The following is a 14,741-nucleotide window of genomic DNA, read 5'->3' on the forward strand; positions in this document are numbered from 1 at the left end:
CCTCTCCTATGGTTGTGGATCCGTGGATGCCGGGTTGATTCAGGCGTTCACGGAGTGCTTGTGGGCCTTGAACGCGATGACGGCGCCACCGGCGGCGGTGAGGATGGTCACGGCCATGAGGATCGTGCCCATCTGGGAGCCGGTGTTGGGCAGCTGGGTCTTGTTCTTCACGCTCATGAAGCCAACCGTGTCGGAGTCGATCTGGAACGCGAGGCCGTTCTTGTTCAGGGACTGGTCGGCGTTCAGGGTCGCGGTCTTCGCGGTCTTGGTGGCCGCGGCGTTGAACACGAAGTCGGCCAGGTAGGTGTCGGACCAGCCGTCGGCGGCGCCGGTCTGCTTGAGCTCGTAGTCGCCGCTGATGCCCTTGAGGACGATCACGCCGCTGTCCGGGGTGGTGAACTCGTTGACGGTGTTGGTGTCGTCCGCGTCGGCCAGCGTGTAGGAGCCATCGGCGTTGGCGACGAAGTTAAGTGCGGTGAACGTGCCGCCCTTGGTGTACTCGCCGATCTGGAACTTGACGCCCTTGAGACCGGCGGCGTTCTTCACGGCGTCGGCGTTGGTCTTGTCGAGGTTCTTGGTGGCCATGATGTCGGCCTGGCCGAGGAGCACGTCGACGGGGCCGGGACCGTCCGGGTTCTCGCCCTCGGAGGAGCCCATGTTGGCGTCCCATGCGTTCGGGTTGTTGGAATAGTTCTGGACGACCGCGTTCTTGTTGGCGTCCTGGTTGACGGCGTCGGAGTTGATGGTCGCCGTGTAGGTGATTTCGATCACGGAACCGGGGGTGAACACGGTGGCGGCATCGCCTTCGAGGATGTTGCGCACGGTGGCGCCGTTGACGGTGGTGTCCAGGCCGAATGCCCAGGTCAGGTGGCGGGCGTTGTTCTGGTCCTGGGTGAACTTGACGTACTTGGCGTCGAGCTCCTTGTCATTGATCTTGACCGTGTAACCGGTCTTGGCGACGTAGTCCAGGCCGGCGCCCAGCGTATCGGACAGTTCCAGACGGTAGCCCTTGTAGCCGGTGGTGTTCGGCACGGTGGCCTTGATGGTGTAGGACACGGTGTCGCCGACCTTGTGTTCGGCGGAGCCCTTGTTGTCGCCGGTGGACTTGACCGGAGGCTTCACGTTCTCGTTGCCGTCGCCGTTGCCGCCTTTGTTGTCATCGATGCTCTTGTAGACGACAACGCCCAGCGGGTTGTCCTTGAAGGACAGGCCGCCGGCCTTGGTGCCGACCAGCATGGGGATTGCGGCGGTGGCGCCCTTGGCGGTGGTGTCGCGGATGAGGTAGTAGCCGGCTTCCAGGTTGGAGAAGGTCAGCACGTTGTCGGTCTGGGAGTCGCCGGAGGAGGATACAGTACCCTTTTCGCCCGTGGCGGCCTTGATAGTCGCGTCGTCGTTGAGGCTCGTGGCGATCTTGCGCAGGTCGGATGAGTAGGCGGGCTTCTCGCTGCCGTTGTCGCCGGTCACGTCCAGCACGGTGTTCAGCGGGTTGGCGGTGTCGATGTCCGTCACGCCGGCGGCGGTCAGGGCGTCGGTCAGGGCCTGCTTGTAGGCGGCAGTGGTCTCCACGCCGACGGCGCTGATGGTCTTGCCGCCATCGGTGGACTGGGCGGACACGTACTTGCCGAGTTCGATGGCTTGGATGGTGTCCGTCTTGCCGGTGAACGCGCCGGAAGTCGTGGCGCTCAGGGTGATGGTCTCCTTGCCGGAAACGCTCACGTCGGTCGGGGTGGCCGCGTTCGCGGTGGCGATGCCGCCGATGGCGAGGCTCGCCGCGGCGACGAGGCCGGCGAGGACTCGCTTCGCCGTCCTGTTGGGTGTGATGGCCATAATCTGTTTTCCTTTCCTTTTGGTGGATTATTGGGAAATCTGTTCGGGGATCAGGTGCCGGTGCCGTTCATGCGCACACCTCCAATGGCGTGAGCGCGGCCAGGTTGGGATCCCGTGTTGCCAGGGTGACGAGATCGATGTCGATGTCGTCTGCATGGAACACGAAGCTGGTTTCGATACGTCCCTTGTATTCGCGGGCGATCGGTTTGTCGGACAGGCGGCCGTGCGCGGTGACGGGCAGTCCGACATGCAGTACTCCCCTGTCGAACAGGAGGCGTACACGGTCGGCAACGTCGCCGGAGAACCTGATCTGGACACGAACCCGCATATCATCAACGGGCTTGTAGCGTTGTTCAGCGGGATCATAACGACGAGGCGAGTAGATGAGCATGACGTTCAGGCTGGGGGCCTTGCCGTCCTTCCGTGCCTTGTAGGTGGGTTCGGCAAGCAGGTCACCGCTCACCGTGGTCTGGCTTTTGATCGCGGCCATACGTTTCCGCTCCTCCCGTTCCGTGGTTCCGCCGGACACGTGTCCGTCGTTCTCCAAGCTGGCTTCAAGCCCTCTTGGAGCCGACGCGGTTAAACCTAGGAGGGTTTCGTAGGGGTAGCGTGCGTGACAAGGAAAATACTTCGGAAATCATGAAGGACCGGACCGGGATGAGACGCTCGATCTCGCGGGGCACGGACAGCGTCTGCTTCGACGCGCCCGTTGAACCGGCATACCGTGGATGGTCAGGCACCGGAGGGGAATCGGATATGAGAAGACCCCGGCCACGTCGTCGTGGTCGGGGTCTTTCAAGATATGTTTCAGTTGGCGGCAGTGATCTGGGCGCTCAAACCGTCAGGCAGGGACACGGCCGTACAGGTGACCTGCAACTCCTGTTTCTGTCCGGCGGTTTTCTTCACATCCGCCATGACAACGTACGTGTACGTACCATCAGCACTCTGGGTGACCTCCTGGACCACACCGGTGATGCCATGCGCCTTGAATCCGTAGGGGAACGCGCGTTCACCGGCCTGATTGCAGGCCACACGCACGGCAGCGGTCATGCTTGCACCCGCCGAGGAGCCGGCATCCGTACCGGACGACGACTCCGAGTCGGACGAACCGGAATCGCTGGAATCATCCGATTTCGATGCGGCCAAGTCGGCCTCCACGATGAGCGTGACCAGGTAATCCGTCTGCGAGGCCTCCTTGACCACGTACTTGGTGCCGGTGTCGGCGAGCACGTCGGATGTGTGGTCGGCGTCACGGTTCGCGATATAACGGGTGTCGACGGTCAAACCCTTGTTCTGCAGATCGGTGATGACGTCGCGGGCGTCAAGTCCTACGAGCGATTCCGTGTCCACCGTCTCCGGTTTCGCCTGGACATCCTCGGATGAGTCGGATTCCGGCGTCTCTGATGCCTTGGGCGTCGTCTGGACGGTCTGTTGCGGCTCCGTTCTGTTATCGCCATGTGATTCGAGTAGTCCGGCTATGCACAGCAGCAGCAAACCCACCGCAATAGCGACGCCGATGATAATCCAGCCTTGGCGTTCATTCCCAGCCTTGACGGCCATGGCATGTCCGCCGTGACGGCCACTGCGGCGCGAACCGCCATCCGATGGTTTCGAGGGACCACCCGCATCCATGATTTCGGCGACCGGGATGATCTCAGGCTCACCCATGGTCAGCGACCCGGATTCGGTCTTTCCATCAATCGGCGCAACATATGGATCCGCTTCGGCTGCCTGTCTGGACGGGAGTGTGTCAGCAGTCTCCCGTCCGCCTGGTTTGGCAAACTCCTCCAGTCGCCGCGCCGCCTTTGTAGCCGCATCAGCCGCGCCGGCTGCAACGTTCCGGACGGCATCCGAATTGGCGATGTCCTTCAGGGTCTTCGACTCGGCGGCACGATGTTTCAATTCGTCCAGCCCTTTGTTGAGATCATGGAGGTCGATCATTGCCTTGCCTTTTCTCCTTGTTCTTCTCGTGGCTGGCCCCATGGTAATCGGACAGCCAGATGAGGCCTTCGACGGGAAAGTCATAAGTATGAAAAGAGGGACGCATCCCGTCACGGGAACGTCCCTCCTCGTTCATCAACCAGGATGGTTAGATGATGTCATCAGGTGGGTCGGACACGTTCTCCAGTCCGTTCCGGATTCCGTTGTCGGGTACGGAAGCGTCCTCGTCGGTGGAATCGGCTGCAGGCTGGCCTGTTTTGCTGCGGCGCAGCGCGTATACGGCGGTGCCGAGAGCCGCGAGGAGCAAGGCGGTGCAGGCGATGGCGATCCACATGCCCGATTTGACGCCGGTGTTGGCCAGGCCGGTCGGGTTATAGGCGTTCCAGTCGTCGTTGTCGCTGGAGACGGCCGATCCCTTGCAAAGAGTGCGGTCTTCGATGGTGACGGTCTCCTGTTCGGCGGGCTTGGATTCCCCGAACGGGTTCGTGTCCGTTGTCGGGCATTCGATCAGCGGGACGCCGGATACGGACGCCCGATCGGTGTGATGGGTCTTCACGCCGGTGAGGGTGGCTTTCACGTCTATGCTCTGGCCGGGTTTGAGGATTAGCGTGTCCCAGTCTTCCGGATATTCGATGTCGGCGATCTCGCCGTCGCCGGCGACGAGCCGGTCCCTCAAATCCAGATCCTTGGTTCGGAACCATGCGCCCTGTCCGTCGGAGTCGACTCCGCTATCGTTCGTGATGGTGAACACGATACGGGTCGAGGAGGAGGTGAGTTTCAATGCCTGATCGGTGGAGTCTCGGTCGCCCTTGTCCCGGCCGCTGGCCTCGTCCCATTTCTCAATGGACAGACGAGGTGTCTGGTCGGGCGTGTGGGTCCATACGGTTTGCGCGGTGCGCGGCTGGCCGTTGAGGGTCTCCGTGAACTTGATACCGGCCTTATCGACGGCCGTGAGGCGTGTGAACTGCGCGTAGGCGCGCCAACCCTGATCCGATGTCTGGGAGGACATGATTTCGAGGTACGTCTTGGTGGCCGTGATGGTCAGGGTGCCGTCCGTGTGCTCGATGGTGAACCATTCCCCGTTGGGGTTCGTGTAGTCGCTGCCGGCGATGCGGTCGCCCTTGCGGGCGAGCGTCCGACCGTCACGGGTGATGTCGTTGCGCGCGTACACGGCCCATTGTCCGGTGTATTGGTCGGCCTTGGTGTCGTATTCGCCGACCATGGTCCAGTCGTTGATTTGGCCGATGGCCCTGTCTGCCGGCAACGTGGACGAGTCCACTCGATAGAGGAACTGCGTGCCTGCGTATACGCTGCCGCCGTTGAGGGAATCCCCGCCCACATTCACGGTCACGTCCTGGTCCGGACTGATGGGTTTGAGCAGGGTCGAGATGACGTTGGACGAGGAGCGCGCGTTGTCGGTGATCTGCGTTGCAGTCGCGTTGACGTTGGAATCCTTGTCATCGGTGGCCGTGACGGTCATGGGCAGGACGAGCTGGTAGTCGTGGCCCAGAAGGTTCTGGTCGATGGTGGGATCCTTGGACCGGTCATGGGATTCCCCTGCCGCGTATTCCTTGAGGTTCTCGGGTTGCGGGTCGCCGGGGAGAACGGTCCCGTCCTTGAGAGTGGTGTCCACGGTCTTGAAGAACATGAGGACTTCACCCCCGGTGATATCGGTCTGCACGTTGGCATGGTCGGTGACGTCCTTGCCTGTGGTCACGTCGATGACTCGCACGTTGGATGCGTCCACTGACAGATGCGCGGGATCGTATTGGGCGATGGCGCCGAGTCGCCATACCGGGTATGCCGTTCCGGTCAGATCGGACGCCTTGATGGTGATCCGATAGTTGAAACGGTCCCCCAGCAGCAGGCTCCTGCCGTCGATGTTGAGGCTGCCGGCCTCCTGGCCGCCAGAGGGCACGCATGCGCCTGTGTCGTCGCAGAACGGGTTGGTCGTGCCGTTCGATGAGACCAATTGACCGTTCACCTGCAGCATGGCGATGTTGCGGATGGAAACGCCCTTTACGTGCTTGCTCACGTTGGCTTGGAAGCTGACTTCCAACCGCGGATGACCGTTGGCAGTCCACGAGTCGAGGACCGTCGCCTCGGGGGTGATGGTCAGCCGATGGTTGGTTGCGTCGATCTCCTTGGTGTAACGGTCGGAGGCGAGCAGGCCTTCCGTGTCGCGTACCTGTATCGATGACGGGTCGATGCCGGTGTTCTCGTCGTAGGCGTCGATGAGGGTCAGGCCCGTGACCGGATAGGCGAGATCGGGCAGGTTCGGGGAGATGACGAGCTGGTATTCGAGTGTGTCGCCGATGGAAACATACCGATTCTCGATGCTTTTGCCGGTGTCTGTGGACAGGACCTTCTTGGTGACGGGAGGCACGTATCCGCAGATCTGCGTGGATTGCGATTTCACGGTCTGCCCGTTCACCCGTTGCTCGCCAAACATCGTGTACGCGGATCCGGTCTTATCGGCGCATAAATCGAGTTCCTCGCCTGATTTCTTGCCGTTGTCCTTCAATGCCTGTGCCGCGCCTTTGCCGGAGGCGAGGGCCGTCTTGCCGGGCACGATCAGCGTGTACTGGCGAGCGGAGTCATGCTTCGCTAGCGTCTGCATGCCCGTTTTGGTCATGGTGGCAGTGAGGGTGCCGTTCTTCTCGGTCAGGGTGAATGATGAGGTGATGTCCTTGCCGGAAGCGAGGACATCGTCCTGGGTGGGGCGGGTTGCGTCGTTCGTGTCGGTCATGATCACGCGAGCCTGTTTGACGTCCGGGGAGAACAGGTATGAGGCCTTGGACCAGTCCGCGGTGAGGGAGAAAGTGGCCGGCGTCTGCGCCGGATCACCCGGGAAGGTGCCGTTGACCGCAATGCCGAGCCTGTCGCCGTCAAGTACCCGACGGCCGCTGATTCCTGTTTTGCCGGTCGCGTCCCCGTCGGTGGCGGTGATCCAACGGCCGGCGGTTTCATCATATCGGATCCAGGTGGAATCGGGTGCCGGAGACCATTGACGGAAACCGTCCTTCGACCCGTTGGCTTCGACGCCGTTCCAGACCATGTAGGCGGTGCCGTCCACGAGACCAGTGGACGGATTCGTAACCGTGGCGTCGTATTCCAATACCAGCGTGGCGCCGGAGGGAAGCATACGGTCGCCGTCGTATACGGCCGAGACGGTCGAGGACGTCTTGTCCCAGTTCAGGGTGAATTCGTCGGACACGTCCCGGCCATCGAGCCGGATCGACATGTTCGACACGTCGACCGTCGCCCCGTTCCCTGCGATATGGTCGCCCAAGGTAAGAGCCCAGCCACCGACTCCGGTGTTCATGGTCACCGTCGCATGGTTCGTCATGCCGTCGGCCGTGGTCACATCCTCGACCTTTCGCGATGGTGCGGCTGGCCTGGTTGATGTCAGGGAGAAAGTGAGTGTGGGATCATGAGCCGTGGTCGACGCGGCGGCGTCCATATGGCCCTGACGCGCTGCAGTGGCCTCGATCCAATACGTGCCTTCCTGCCAAGAGCTCCAGCCTAAGTCCGACGGGGTGAACGTACCGCCCGCCGTTTCGCCCCGGTTCGTCGCATTCGCCCGTTTGGCAGCCTGTCGGGCCTTCACATAACCGCCCGGATGGCCCTCGTAATGCAGGATTGTATTCACCGTCACATTCTCGGCCGGCGCCGACGCACCGGGATCGAGACGCAGCGTCACCCGCACTCCGGCGGAACCGCCGACCTTCACATCGGCCGGTTTGTCGAGCTTTGCCGACAATACCAGAGAATATGATCCGTCTTGTGTGGCTTCCGTCATCACGTTCTGCTGCTGCGGGGCCGGATCGACGGCGTACGCCGTGATGGGTCCGGCCAGGGTCGCCGCCGCGACCAGCGACGCCACCGTCAATGTCGCTCCACGCGACCATATGCCGCCCGACCGGTTTTCGTGACCGGACCGGGATTGTGGATTCAACCTCATGCTGCCTCCAAATGAATCTCTCGATGGACAACACCCACACCCACGATGGCCTGCCGGCCATGGGGCATGGGACGCCGCCAACGCTAGAGACAACAAGGAAAGGCAACGTGCGTGTCACGCATCAAAAGAGGAGCGGCCGCTCTGTGACAGGCTCATCCACAGGATTCGCAACCTGAGAGACGCCGAATGGCGGATAGGCCACCGGAACGACGCACTCGTCTGTCTCGCCCACACCATCCAACCGCGACTCTGCCCATAAGAAGAACGGGGTCCCCACGCTAAACGTCGTGGGAACCCCGCCATGCATTGCCCCTAAAAGAGGACAAGGCCAAAAATATCACCCCATGTCAACAGCGAGAAAGGCACCGAGCGAGAATCTCACGCCTCCCACATACCGGCTATGGATTCGGCACACGAAATAAGATCGCCCAGTTCCCATGCGACAATGAGGTCGATCATCCCGCATTCCAGAACATCGTCGGCATCCACCACGTCATTCTCCTTCCCACCTGAAACCAATAAACCACAAAACCATCAAACCAAGAACCATCGCGGAAGGGTTGCAGGGTGAACCGCACCCTCATTTTCCCGGCCCTATGCGTCCTGGATTCACGACACCGATGAAGCCGCCATCCGATAGGGCCACCGTTACCGGGGACCGGTCGGAAAGCCTGAACAGGGATTGCACCTCGGCTTCGCCTTGCGGCATCACGCTGCGAATCCTGGCATACTCCGGATTCCACCATCGAGTCCGCATCATCGGCGGCACCGCCGCCCTGAGAGCCACACCATGCTGGTAACAGACAACACCGGAAGGCCAGACCGTCCGAGGCTCCGTATCGTCATTGCGCATACGAAGCTCAATCCTCAGCACGTCGCCCTGACAAACACCGTGAAGGAGCATCGCGGAAACCATACGCACGCGCCACGAATCGACACAGGCTCCCCCCGACAACGGCATCACGCCACGGTGAAACCAGAAAACATCACCGCACAGAGAATCAGCAACGAGCCTGAAATCGTAAACGATTCTCACCAGCAGAACGATAACGAGCATGGTAATGGCACACCCGGCCACTACCTTGAAATCAGCAGCAATATACATGACAGCACCTCAAATGAGACCGAAGCACACGCAACGGGAGGACAGCGAATGACTCGAAGACGAAAACACCAGCAGCCAGACGACAAAGCCCAGGCCGAAACTGCGGAAATGATAAAGAAGCTGGATGCGATCGACAACACTCAAAGGGAAATCCTCGCCTCGCTTCAGAAAAGAAAACCGCTGATCGCCGATATCGTGCCGACGATAATCGATATCATCGCTTGCGTCGGAACAATCGGAGGACTGATCTTCGCGGGAGTTCAGATAGATCAATCCACAGACCAGTTCCTGCAATCCGGCCCCGCCTACTCGCTGAAGGTCCTCGGCATGCAGGTGAGCGTCAACGACATGACCGCAAACGGGGTGGCGGCATTGCAGACCGCCGGCATCGGAGTATTGTCCAACAGCGGCAGGCTGCAAGGCAGCATTACAGCCTTCGATCAGGAGATCACCGGCGGCAACAGAACCTGCATACCCACCATGAAAACCAGTCACGGAAAGCAATCGATCTCCACGGACCCAAAGGACGTGAGACTGCTCAACCAAGGACAAATCACGCTCAATCCAGGAGAATCCATTCTCATCCTGTTCGTCACACCCGAAGGAACGGGGAAAACAACGGGCTATCTGCCCAAGCCCGGCAAATACTCCGCGTTCACTCCAGGATGGGACCAAGTGGATATCGACGTAAGCGATCCGCAGGATCCGAAGTCGAATGAGGACATGATCAAGCACTATCAAGACATGCCGGGTTTCGGTCAAGCAGTCGCCAACTGTCGGTCCCTGGCCGAATAGGAACACCATGACGAGCAAGTCGAACCGACTACTAAACCACAAAACCGTCAAACCATGAAACCACTTCACCGGCTCCCCCTCGTTGGCCCGTCGTGAAGATTCGCGTTCCCGGACAGGAGGGAATCGATGATCCCATCCAGGACAAGCACCACGGTCAGCAGCAGTCCGGACGCGCAGCAGGCCGATACGAGCAGCAGAGACGTCCAGAACAGAGCCCGCCCGGACAGGCTGGCGAGCAGCACGACCGGGATGAGGGCCACGAACGCGATCCGGCAAGCCACGGCCGTCACGATAAGACGCCGTTGCCATCTGATCGCGCTCAAAACGCCGGTCATTGGGCGGGCCCCACCATCGTGGCGGACGGGATGCAGCCGACGGGAGACGCGCATCACGCGCCCCCGTACAGGAGCCTCAACGGTGGTTCCTTCCCTTGTTTCCATTCGCGCATCGCCTTCTCGTGCATGTCACGGACCCGCTGTCTCGCGTTGTCCATCGGCACGCGCGCCAACCGGATGAATCCCCGGTATCCGCAGCACCGGCATGACTCCTTGGTCTTGGCGCTGTTGCCCGCCCATTCCCAGCGCACGGGATGACCGCATCTGGGGCACACGCCAACGACCGCCATACGTCCACCCATCATCAGCCTCCTATCCTTTCCAAATGCTCCAGCAGAGCCGTCTCGATCACGTCCTGAATCTTCAGCCCGTGGCCGGCGGCATACAATTTGACCCGGTTCCGGGTATTGACCCGCAACCTGACCGACGTGTTCACCCACTCCTCCGATATCGGGGCTTCCTGGCGAAACACGTCCTCCGGACGCTTCACCCCACGGGTGCTCGCGGAAGGTTTGAAATTCGCGTTCCTCACAGCGCCCCTCCTTCCATGAGCAGCACCGTGGCCGCGACCAAAGCCACGAGGAACGCCAAACCCGAGACATTCTCGACAAGATCCAACGCCCGTTCCGGCAGAGTATGACGTTCCACGAGAGTCGAGGCCAGGGCGCAGACGCACACGAAGCACGAGGGCAGCAACACATACCACGCGGCCAATGCCGTCATCACGCCGATCATGCGACCACCTCCATGAGCTCCCGGTAGGCGTCCGCGTACTCCCACAGCTTCGCCGGCGGGCGCATGAACGATTTCAGAATGTCCTGACGGTGGCGCACGACGGTATCGAAACGGGGCACCTGTTCCTCATCCAGGCTTTCCAACGTGTCCCGGCACGCGGTCGTGCGCGGATCGGCGTCAACGACCAGCACAGCGTGCGGGGCGTCCACGCAACGTTCCCAACGGAACGTCTGCTGCAGATCCAACGGGGTCGCGCCGGTGGGCACGATCACGAAATCGGCTACCCTGCACGTCGCGTCCAGCACCTGGCCGGACGGCGGCGTGTCCACCAGGACAAGCCCGTCCGGACGGCGGCGGGACATCCTTTCCAACGACGCCTGGTTCACGGGCCTGACCTCGAAACCAAGGTCGAAGCCCTGATCCTCGGCGTCCATGGCCCACTGCGTGGCGCTGGACTGCGGATCCGCGTCCAGCACCGTGACCTTCATATCGGGGTCACGCAGCACCGCGGCACGAGCCATGAAAACACAGCTTGTCGTCTTGCTGACCCCGCCCTTCGCATTAGCGATAGTGATGATCATGTCATCCTCCGAAAACCGATTACCTATAAAACGAAAAACCAAAACACCGGGAAACCCGGAAGCCTACGACGCCTGCTCGGTGGCTGTGAGGGCGGCGTGCTTCTGCTTGCGCTTCGCCCATTCCCTGCTCCAGTAGGCATGGGAATCGCCAGCCCATGCGACTTTCGCGGGGTTGGCGCGCAACCATGCCAGGCATTCACGCCGTCGCCGCTCCGGCCGATCCCTGTCCCTACGGCGGATCTCCACGCCATCGGCCTCCATGAGCTCGGCCACGCGCTGGCGTTCCCGACGTGACATGCCCCCGTAGATCGAATCATCGTCATACAGGCCCACGATCGCGTCTGTCAGGCATTCAAGCCGTAACGGACAGGACCGGCAGATCGCGATGGCCAGCCGAGTGGCCTTCGGGCTGCGCCGTCCGTCCTCGCCGGCCGGATGCCATAGCACGTCGGCCAGATGCGGGTTGCGTTGTTCGAGTTCCGCGCAGTACGCGCGCACACGCCCGCTCATCGCACGCCTCCCGCCGTGGCAAGGACCCGCCCGGATGAACCAGCGAACATGTGCCCGCCATTGAGCCGTCTGGCCCGCTCCAGCTCCCGTCGAATGACTTCGCGGTCATCAGTGGTCTTCGGCCTCACCGGTGCCGGCGGGTGTGCCGCGGTCAGCCTTTCGGCCAGCCAGACCACCACGTCGCCCGGGCTCATCCCGGCGGCCAGACGGTCCGCAACAGTCCGGTCATACGCATGACGGATCTCGGAATCCGGTTCGGCGGATCTGAGGATCGCGGAATCCTCCACCAGGCGTCTCGCTTTGGCTTCCGGCGTCTGCGCCGGCATGGCCGGATCCGCTGCCTGGACGGCGACATCCCGGCGCCCCAAGGCGAGCCCGTCGATGATCGTGTCGTTGCGGATCTCATCGAAGTGACGGGCGAAGCGCCGGCCGGTATCGATGCGTTTGAGCCAATACGGGTTACGCAGGCCACGTTCGAGCACGTTCGTGACCACCACGACGGCGGGTTCGAGACCTTTCACGGCATCGAATCTGCGCAGCAGCGCGTCGACCGCGGCCAGATCGGCGGCACCGGGTTGCGGTGTGGTCAGACCCAACGCCGAGCGCCGTTCGGACAGCAGGCCCAGGATCCGCCCGGCATCATCCGACTCCGGAACCGGTGACGTCGCGGCGGTCGATGTCGGAGGAGTCCACGCATCATCGGGACCGGAATCCCCCGCCGGCTTGTCCATGGGTTCGGCGAGTGACTGTTCGTAGGTTCCGGGGGCCGCCCCGCTTGCGGGGAGATGCCCCGTAGGGGCAGAGGGGTTATGTATATCACCTGTATTATTGGGTGCCATTTTGTCCATTTTTCTGGACATTTTGTCCACAGGCTCCGATTCGGGAGCCCCGCACGGGGTGCCATTCTGTCCAGAGCCATCCTCACGGGGTGTCATTTTGTCCAAACCGGAATCCATCCCCGTATCGGACCGCAGCGCGGCCCTATGAGCGGCGACCTTCCTCGCATAACGGACGCATGAATCCATACTCCTTGCGTTCGGGTCCTCGACATCCTCTTCGGGCAGATCCGATTCCTTGCAGATCACGTTCCATACCACGGAACGACGGTCCGCTCTGACCTGCTTGCCGGTCTTCGGGTTGAACGCGCTGAAACCTTGCTGGCCGAGTTCCAGATACCCCTTATCGATCAACAGTCGGATCGCCCGCTGAACGGTACGCTCACCCAGACCGCAATCCTGCGCGATCGTTTCAATGGAAGGCCAGGAAGCCGTCCCGTCATCGAAATGCGCACGCAACGCAAGATAAGCGAGCACGGTCTTTGCCGCATTACGCACATCATGCACATGCTTATGCACCCACACCATAGTCACAACGGTCATCCCAAATCACCTCGCCTTCCCACTCGAACCGGAATGAGGGCCAAGGAAATACTCCCTGCCGACCACACCGAAAGCGGTGTTCTCGCGGACGACCACACGGCCATCACGGTCGGCGTCCTTGGCCAGACTCACCAACACCATCCGGGACACCGGGTCAAGTCCCTCGACACCTTGTGCCCAGTCGACCATTTCACGACTCATGACAACTCCGATCCCGCATGCAACGCCGAAACGATACGCTCGGCCTCCACGCGACGCCCGTACTCGACACCCAACAGAAACGCATCAGTCAAAACCGGTGACGGGGCATCCAACCCACTCAAACGGGAAACCTCCTCGCACTTACCGGAAACGACCGGAACGACCGGCATCAGCACCGTCTTCTTCCTCATCGGTCAGCCTCCCGCGATTCAAGTCCTCCCACACGCGACTCCAGAGCGGAAACACGCGCGGACAACCCCAGCAAGCCATCCCATCCACCAACGGGCACGAACCCGTCAACACCGGACAACAGACTCCGGTCCTCCCGCCAATGGGCGACAGCACGCTCGATGCGCTTATACCCCACCATCAACGGATCCAAACCGGCCTGACGAAACAACACAGTCGGGCTCTCGCCACGCCTGTAGGCAATCGCCACATGACGCTTGAAATCACGCGAATAATGAATGCGACCATGCACGGCATCCACGCGATCCACCGCAGGCAGGGACTCCAGATAAGCCGCCTCAGCCAAAGTGAAACCACCCATCAAGCCACCTCCCCGTCCAATCGCACGGAAATACCATCAGCAGACCAACGAGCCAGATCACGCGCAGCCCTGCGGTTGCCATCAGCCCAGACGAACAACACGACGTCCACGACCATGACCAGCACGCCGGCCAGCAACGCATCCAAACCCAACAGCACAGCCAACAGCGACACCACGAAAGCAACCAGCAACACCAGGAACGACAAAAGCTCCACACGCCCGAACCGTTCCTCGCAATGCAGCCAGTACGCGATCTCATCACGAGCGTTCACGGCAGGCACCTCCCGCCGGATGCAACGACGCATCCACCACACGAACAGCGAAAGCGAACCGCCACTCCCCGCAGGAATCCGAGACGACAGGAACGAATCCCTCATCGAACACCCAAGGACGCAGAGGATCCACCGTGACCCCGATGACATGCCCGTAACAAGTCACCTCTTCGCCTGCATACAAATACACGTCGTCACCGACCCGCACTTCGGACGGATCATCCACGACCCTTACGAAAGCCTTGCACATCGCCGCACTCATCGCGCACCCCCGAACTCAATCCGGGATTTTTTACGCGAACACGACCGGAACATCCAGGACACGGCCGTACCCTTACGGATAGAAAGCGCAGACAACACGCAGGCGTAACCAGTATGATTACGCATGTGTAATGACACTCCTGTTCATTTCAAGGAGTCCGGCAGGATGCACACCATACCGGCTCCAGTTGTTATTGCACAGCCGGTTCCTGGGCGGCTACCCAGGAACCGGCATTTCTTTTATCAGCGGTAAACAATCAACGAGCATCAACCCGATAGGCCACC

15 protein-coding genes are annotated in these 14,741 nt (G+C 61.3%); 1 reads left to right on the forward strand and 14 read right to left on the reverse strand.

All coding sequences use genetic code 11. From position 1 onward, the window contains the following. Nucleotides 1-39 precede the first annotated feature (39 nt). From KIH81_RS00700 to KIH81_RS00720, 5 genes are all read right to left on the reverse strand, one after another. A complete protein-coding gene (locus KIH81_RS00700; protein WP_214303631.1) occupies nucleotides 40-1,827 on the reverse strand; it encodes an isopeptide-forming domain-containing fimbrial protein in 1,788 nt (595 codons plus the stop codon). Nucleotides 1,828-1,894: 67 nt separating this feature from the next. Next, the gene (locus tag KIH81_RS00705; RefSeq protein ID WP_214303632.1) at nucleotides 1,895-2,317 is read right to left on the reverse strand and encodes a hypothetical protein; all 423 of its coding nucleotides are present in this window, start codon (nucleotides 2,315-2,317) and stop codon (nucleotides 1,895-1,897) included. Nucleotides 2,318-2,634: 317 nt separating this feature from the next. Beyond that, on the reverse strand, nucleotides 2,635-3,768 hold the full coding sequence (locus KIH81_RS00710) for a YPYG domain-containing protein (protein ID WP_214303633.1): 1,134 nt from the start codon (nucleotides 3,766-3,768) through the stop codon (nucleotides 2,635-2,637). A 148-nt stretch (nucleotides 3,769-3,916) separates the two neighbouring features. Next, on the reverse strand, nucleotides 3,917-7,654 hold the full coding sequence (locus tag KIH81_RS00715; RefSeq protein ID WP_338024715.1) for an LPXTG cell wall anchor domain-containing protein: 3,738 nt from the start codon (nucleotides 7,652-7,654) through the stop codon (nucleotides 3,917-3,919). Between the two features lie 658 nt (nucleotides 7,655-8,312). Beyond that, a complete protein-coding gene (locus tag KIH81_RS00720) occupies nucleotides 8,313-8,837 on the reverse strand; it encodes a hypothetical protein (RefSeq protein WP_214303635.1) in 525 nt (174 codons plus the stop codon). Nucleotides 8,838-8,885: 48 nt separating this feature from the next. Here KIH81_RS00720 and KIH81_RS00725 point away from each other — a divergent pair, with 48 nt between their 5' ends. Beyond that, nucleotides 8,886-9,632: a hypothetical protein gene (locus KIH81_RS00725; RefSeq protein ID WP_214303636.1), complete on the forward strand. Its 747-nt coding sequence runs from the start codon at nucleotides 8,886-8,888 to the stop codon at nucleotides 9,630-9,632. Nucleotides 9,633-9,697: 65 nt separating this feature from the next. Here KIH81_RS00725 and KIH81_RS00730 read toward each other — a convergent pair whose 3' ends face one another. The 9 genes from KIH81_RS00730 to KIH81_RS00770 all read right to left on the reverse strand — a co-directional run bounded on the left by KIH81_RS00730 (nucleotide 9,698) and on the right by KIH81_RS00770 (nucleotide 14,195). Next, nucleotides 9,698-9,967 carry a hypothetical protein gene (locus KIH81_RS00730; protein WP_214303637.1) on the reverse strand — a complete coding sequence of 90 codons (270 nt, stop codon included), beginning with the start codon at nucleotides 9,965-9,967 and terminating at the stop codon, nucleotides 9,698-9,700. A gap of 304 nt (nucleotides 9,968-10,271) precedes the next feature. After that, the gene (locus KIH81_RS00735) at nucleotides 10,272-10,499 is read right to left on the reverse strand and encodes a hypothetical protein (RefSeq protein WP_214303638.1); all 228 of its coding nucleotides are present in this window, start codon (nucleotides 10,497-10,499) and stop codon (nucleotides 10,272-10,274) included. Continuing rightward, a complete protein-coding gene (locus KIH81_RS00740) occupies nucleotides 10,496-10,702 on the reverse strand; it encodes a hypothetical protein (RefSeq protein ID WP_214303639.1) in 207 nt (68 codons plus the stop codon). The genes KIH81_RS00735 and KIH81_RS00740 overlap by 4 nt, the downstream gene beginning before the upstream one ends. Continuing rightward, nucleotides 10,699-11,283 carry a ParA family protein gene (locus KIH81_RS00745; protein WP_214303640.1) on the reverse strand — a complete coding sequence of 195 codons (585 nt, stop codon included), beginning with the start codon at nucleotides 11,281-11,283 and terminating at the stop codon, nucleotides 10,699-10,701. Before KIH81_RS00745 ends, KIH81_RS00740 begins: the two co-directional genes overlap by 4 nt. Before the next feature lie 63 nt (nucleotides 11,284-11,346). Next, nucleotides 11,347-11,793, reverse strand: coding sequence for a WhiB family transcriptional regulator (locus tag KIH81_RS00750; protein ID WP_214303641.1), 447 nt, complete (start codon nucleotides 11,791-11,793; stop codon nucleotides 11,347-11,349). Continuing rightward, nucleotides 11,790-13,172 (reverse strand): helix-turn-helix domain-containing protein, encoded by a 1,383-nt coding sequence (locus tag KIH81_RS00755; protein WP_214303642.1) that lies wholly within the window; start codon nucleotides 13,170-13,172, stop codon nucleotides 11,790-11,792. Before KIH81_RS00755 ends, KIH81_RS00750 begins: the two co-directional genes overlap by 4 nt. A gap of 197 nt (nucleotides 13,173-13,369) precedes the next feature. Continuing rightward, complete coding sequence (locus KIH81_RS00760) at nucleotides 13,370-13,564, reverse strand: hypothetical protein (RefSeq protein ID WP_214303643.1); 195 nt, start codon at nucleotides 13,562-13,564, stop codon at nucleotides 13,370-13,372. Beyond that, on the reverse strand, nucleotides 13,561-13,923 hold the full coding sequence (locus tag KIH81_RS00765; RefSeq protein WP_214303644.1) for a transposase: 363 nt from the start codon (nucleotides 13,921-13,923) through the stop codon (nucleotides 13,561-13,563). The genes KIH81_RS00760 and KIH81_RS00765 overlap by 4 nt, the downstream gene beginning before the upstream one ends. After that, nucleotides 13,923-14,195 carry a hypothetical protein gene (locus KIH81_RS00770; protein WP_214303645.1) on the reverse strand — a complete coding sequence of 91 codons (273 nt, stop codon included), beginning with the start codon at nucleotides 14,193-14,195 and terminating at the stop codon, nucleotides 13,923-13,925. The genes KIH81_RS00765 and KIH81_RS00770 overlap by 1 nt, the downstream gene beginning before the upstream one ends. Nucleotides 14,196-14,741 lie beyond the last annotated feature (546 nt).

This window comes from Bifidobacterium miconisargentati, from assembly GCF_019331675.1.
Classification (GTDB): Bacteria; Actinomycetota; Actinomycetes; order Actinomycetales; family Bifidobacteriaceae; genus Bifidobacterium; species Bifidobacterium miconisargentati.

Excerpts from the sequence above, each read along its gene's own strand:
- KIH81_RS00700 (WP_214303631.1), bottom strand. The coding sequence starts at position 1,827 with ATGGCCATCACACCCAACAGGACGGCGAAGCGAGTCCTCGCCGGCCTC.
- KIH81_RS00710 (WP_214303633.1), bottom strand. The coding sequence starts at position 3,768 with ATGATCGACCTCCATGATCTCAACAAAGGGCTGGACGAATTGAAACAT.
- KIH81_RS00730 (WP_214303637.1), bottom strand. The coding sequence starts at position 9,967 with ATGACCGGCGTTTTGAGCGCGATCAGATGGCAACGGCGTCTTATCGTG.
- KIH81_RS00750 (WP_214303641.1), bottom strand. The coding sequence starts at position 11,793 with ATGAGCGGGCGTGTGCGCGCGTACTGCGCGGAACTCGAACAACGCAAC.
- KIH81_RS00725 (WP_214303636.1), top strand. The coding sequence starts at position 8,886 with ATGACTCGAAGACGAAAACACCAGCAGCCAGACGACAAAGCCCAGGCC.
- KIH81_RS00765 (WP_214303644.1), bottom strand. The coding sequence starts at position 13,923 with ATGGGTGGTTTCACTTTGGCTGAGGCGGCTTATCTGGAGTCCCTGCCT.
- KIH81_RS00705 (WP_214303632.1), bottom strand. The coding sequence starts at position 2,317 with ATGGCCGCGATCAAAAGCCAGACCACGGTGAGCGGTGACCTGCTTGCC.
- KIH81_RS00740 (WP_214303639.1), bottom strand. The coding sequence starts at position 10,702 with ATGATCGGCGTGATGACGGCATTGGCCGCGTGGTATGTGTTGCTGCCC.
- KIH81_RS00760 (WP_214303643.1), bottom strand. The coding sequence starts at position 13,564 with ATGAGGAAGAAGACGGTGCTGATGCCGGTCGTTCCGGTCGTTTCCGGT.
- KIH81_RS00720 (WP_214303635.1), bottom strand. The coding sequence starts at position 8,837 with ATGTATATTGCTGCTGATTTCAAGGTAGTGGCCGGGTGTGCCATTACC.
- KIH81_RS00745 (WP_214303640.1), bottom strand. The coding sequence starts at position 11,283 with ATGATCATCACTATCGCTAATGCGAAGGGCGGGGTCAGCAAGACGACA.
- KIH81_RS00755 (WP_214303642.1), bottom strand. The coding sequence starts at position 13,172 with ATGACCGTTGTGACTATGGTGTGGGTGCATAAGCATGTGCATGATGTG.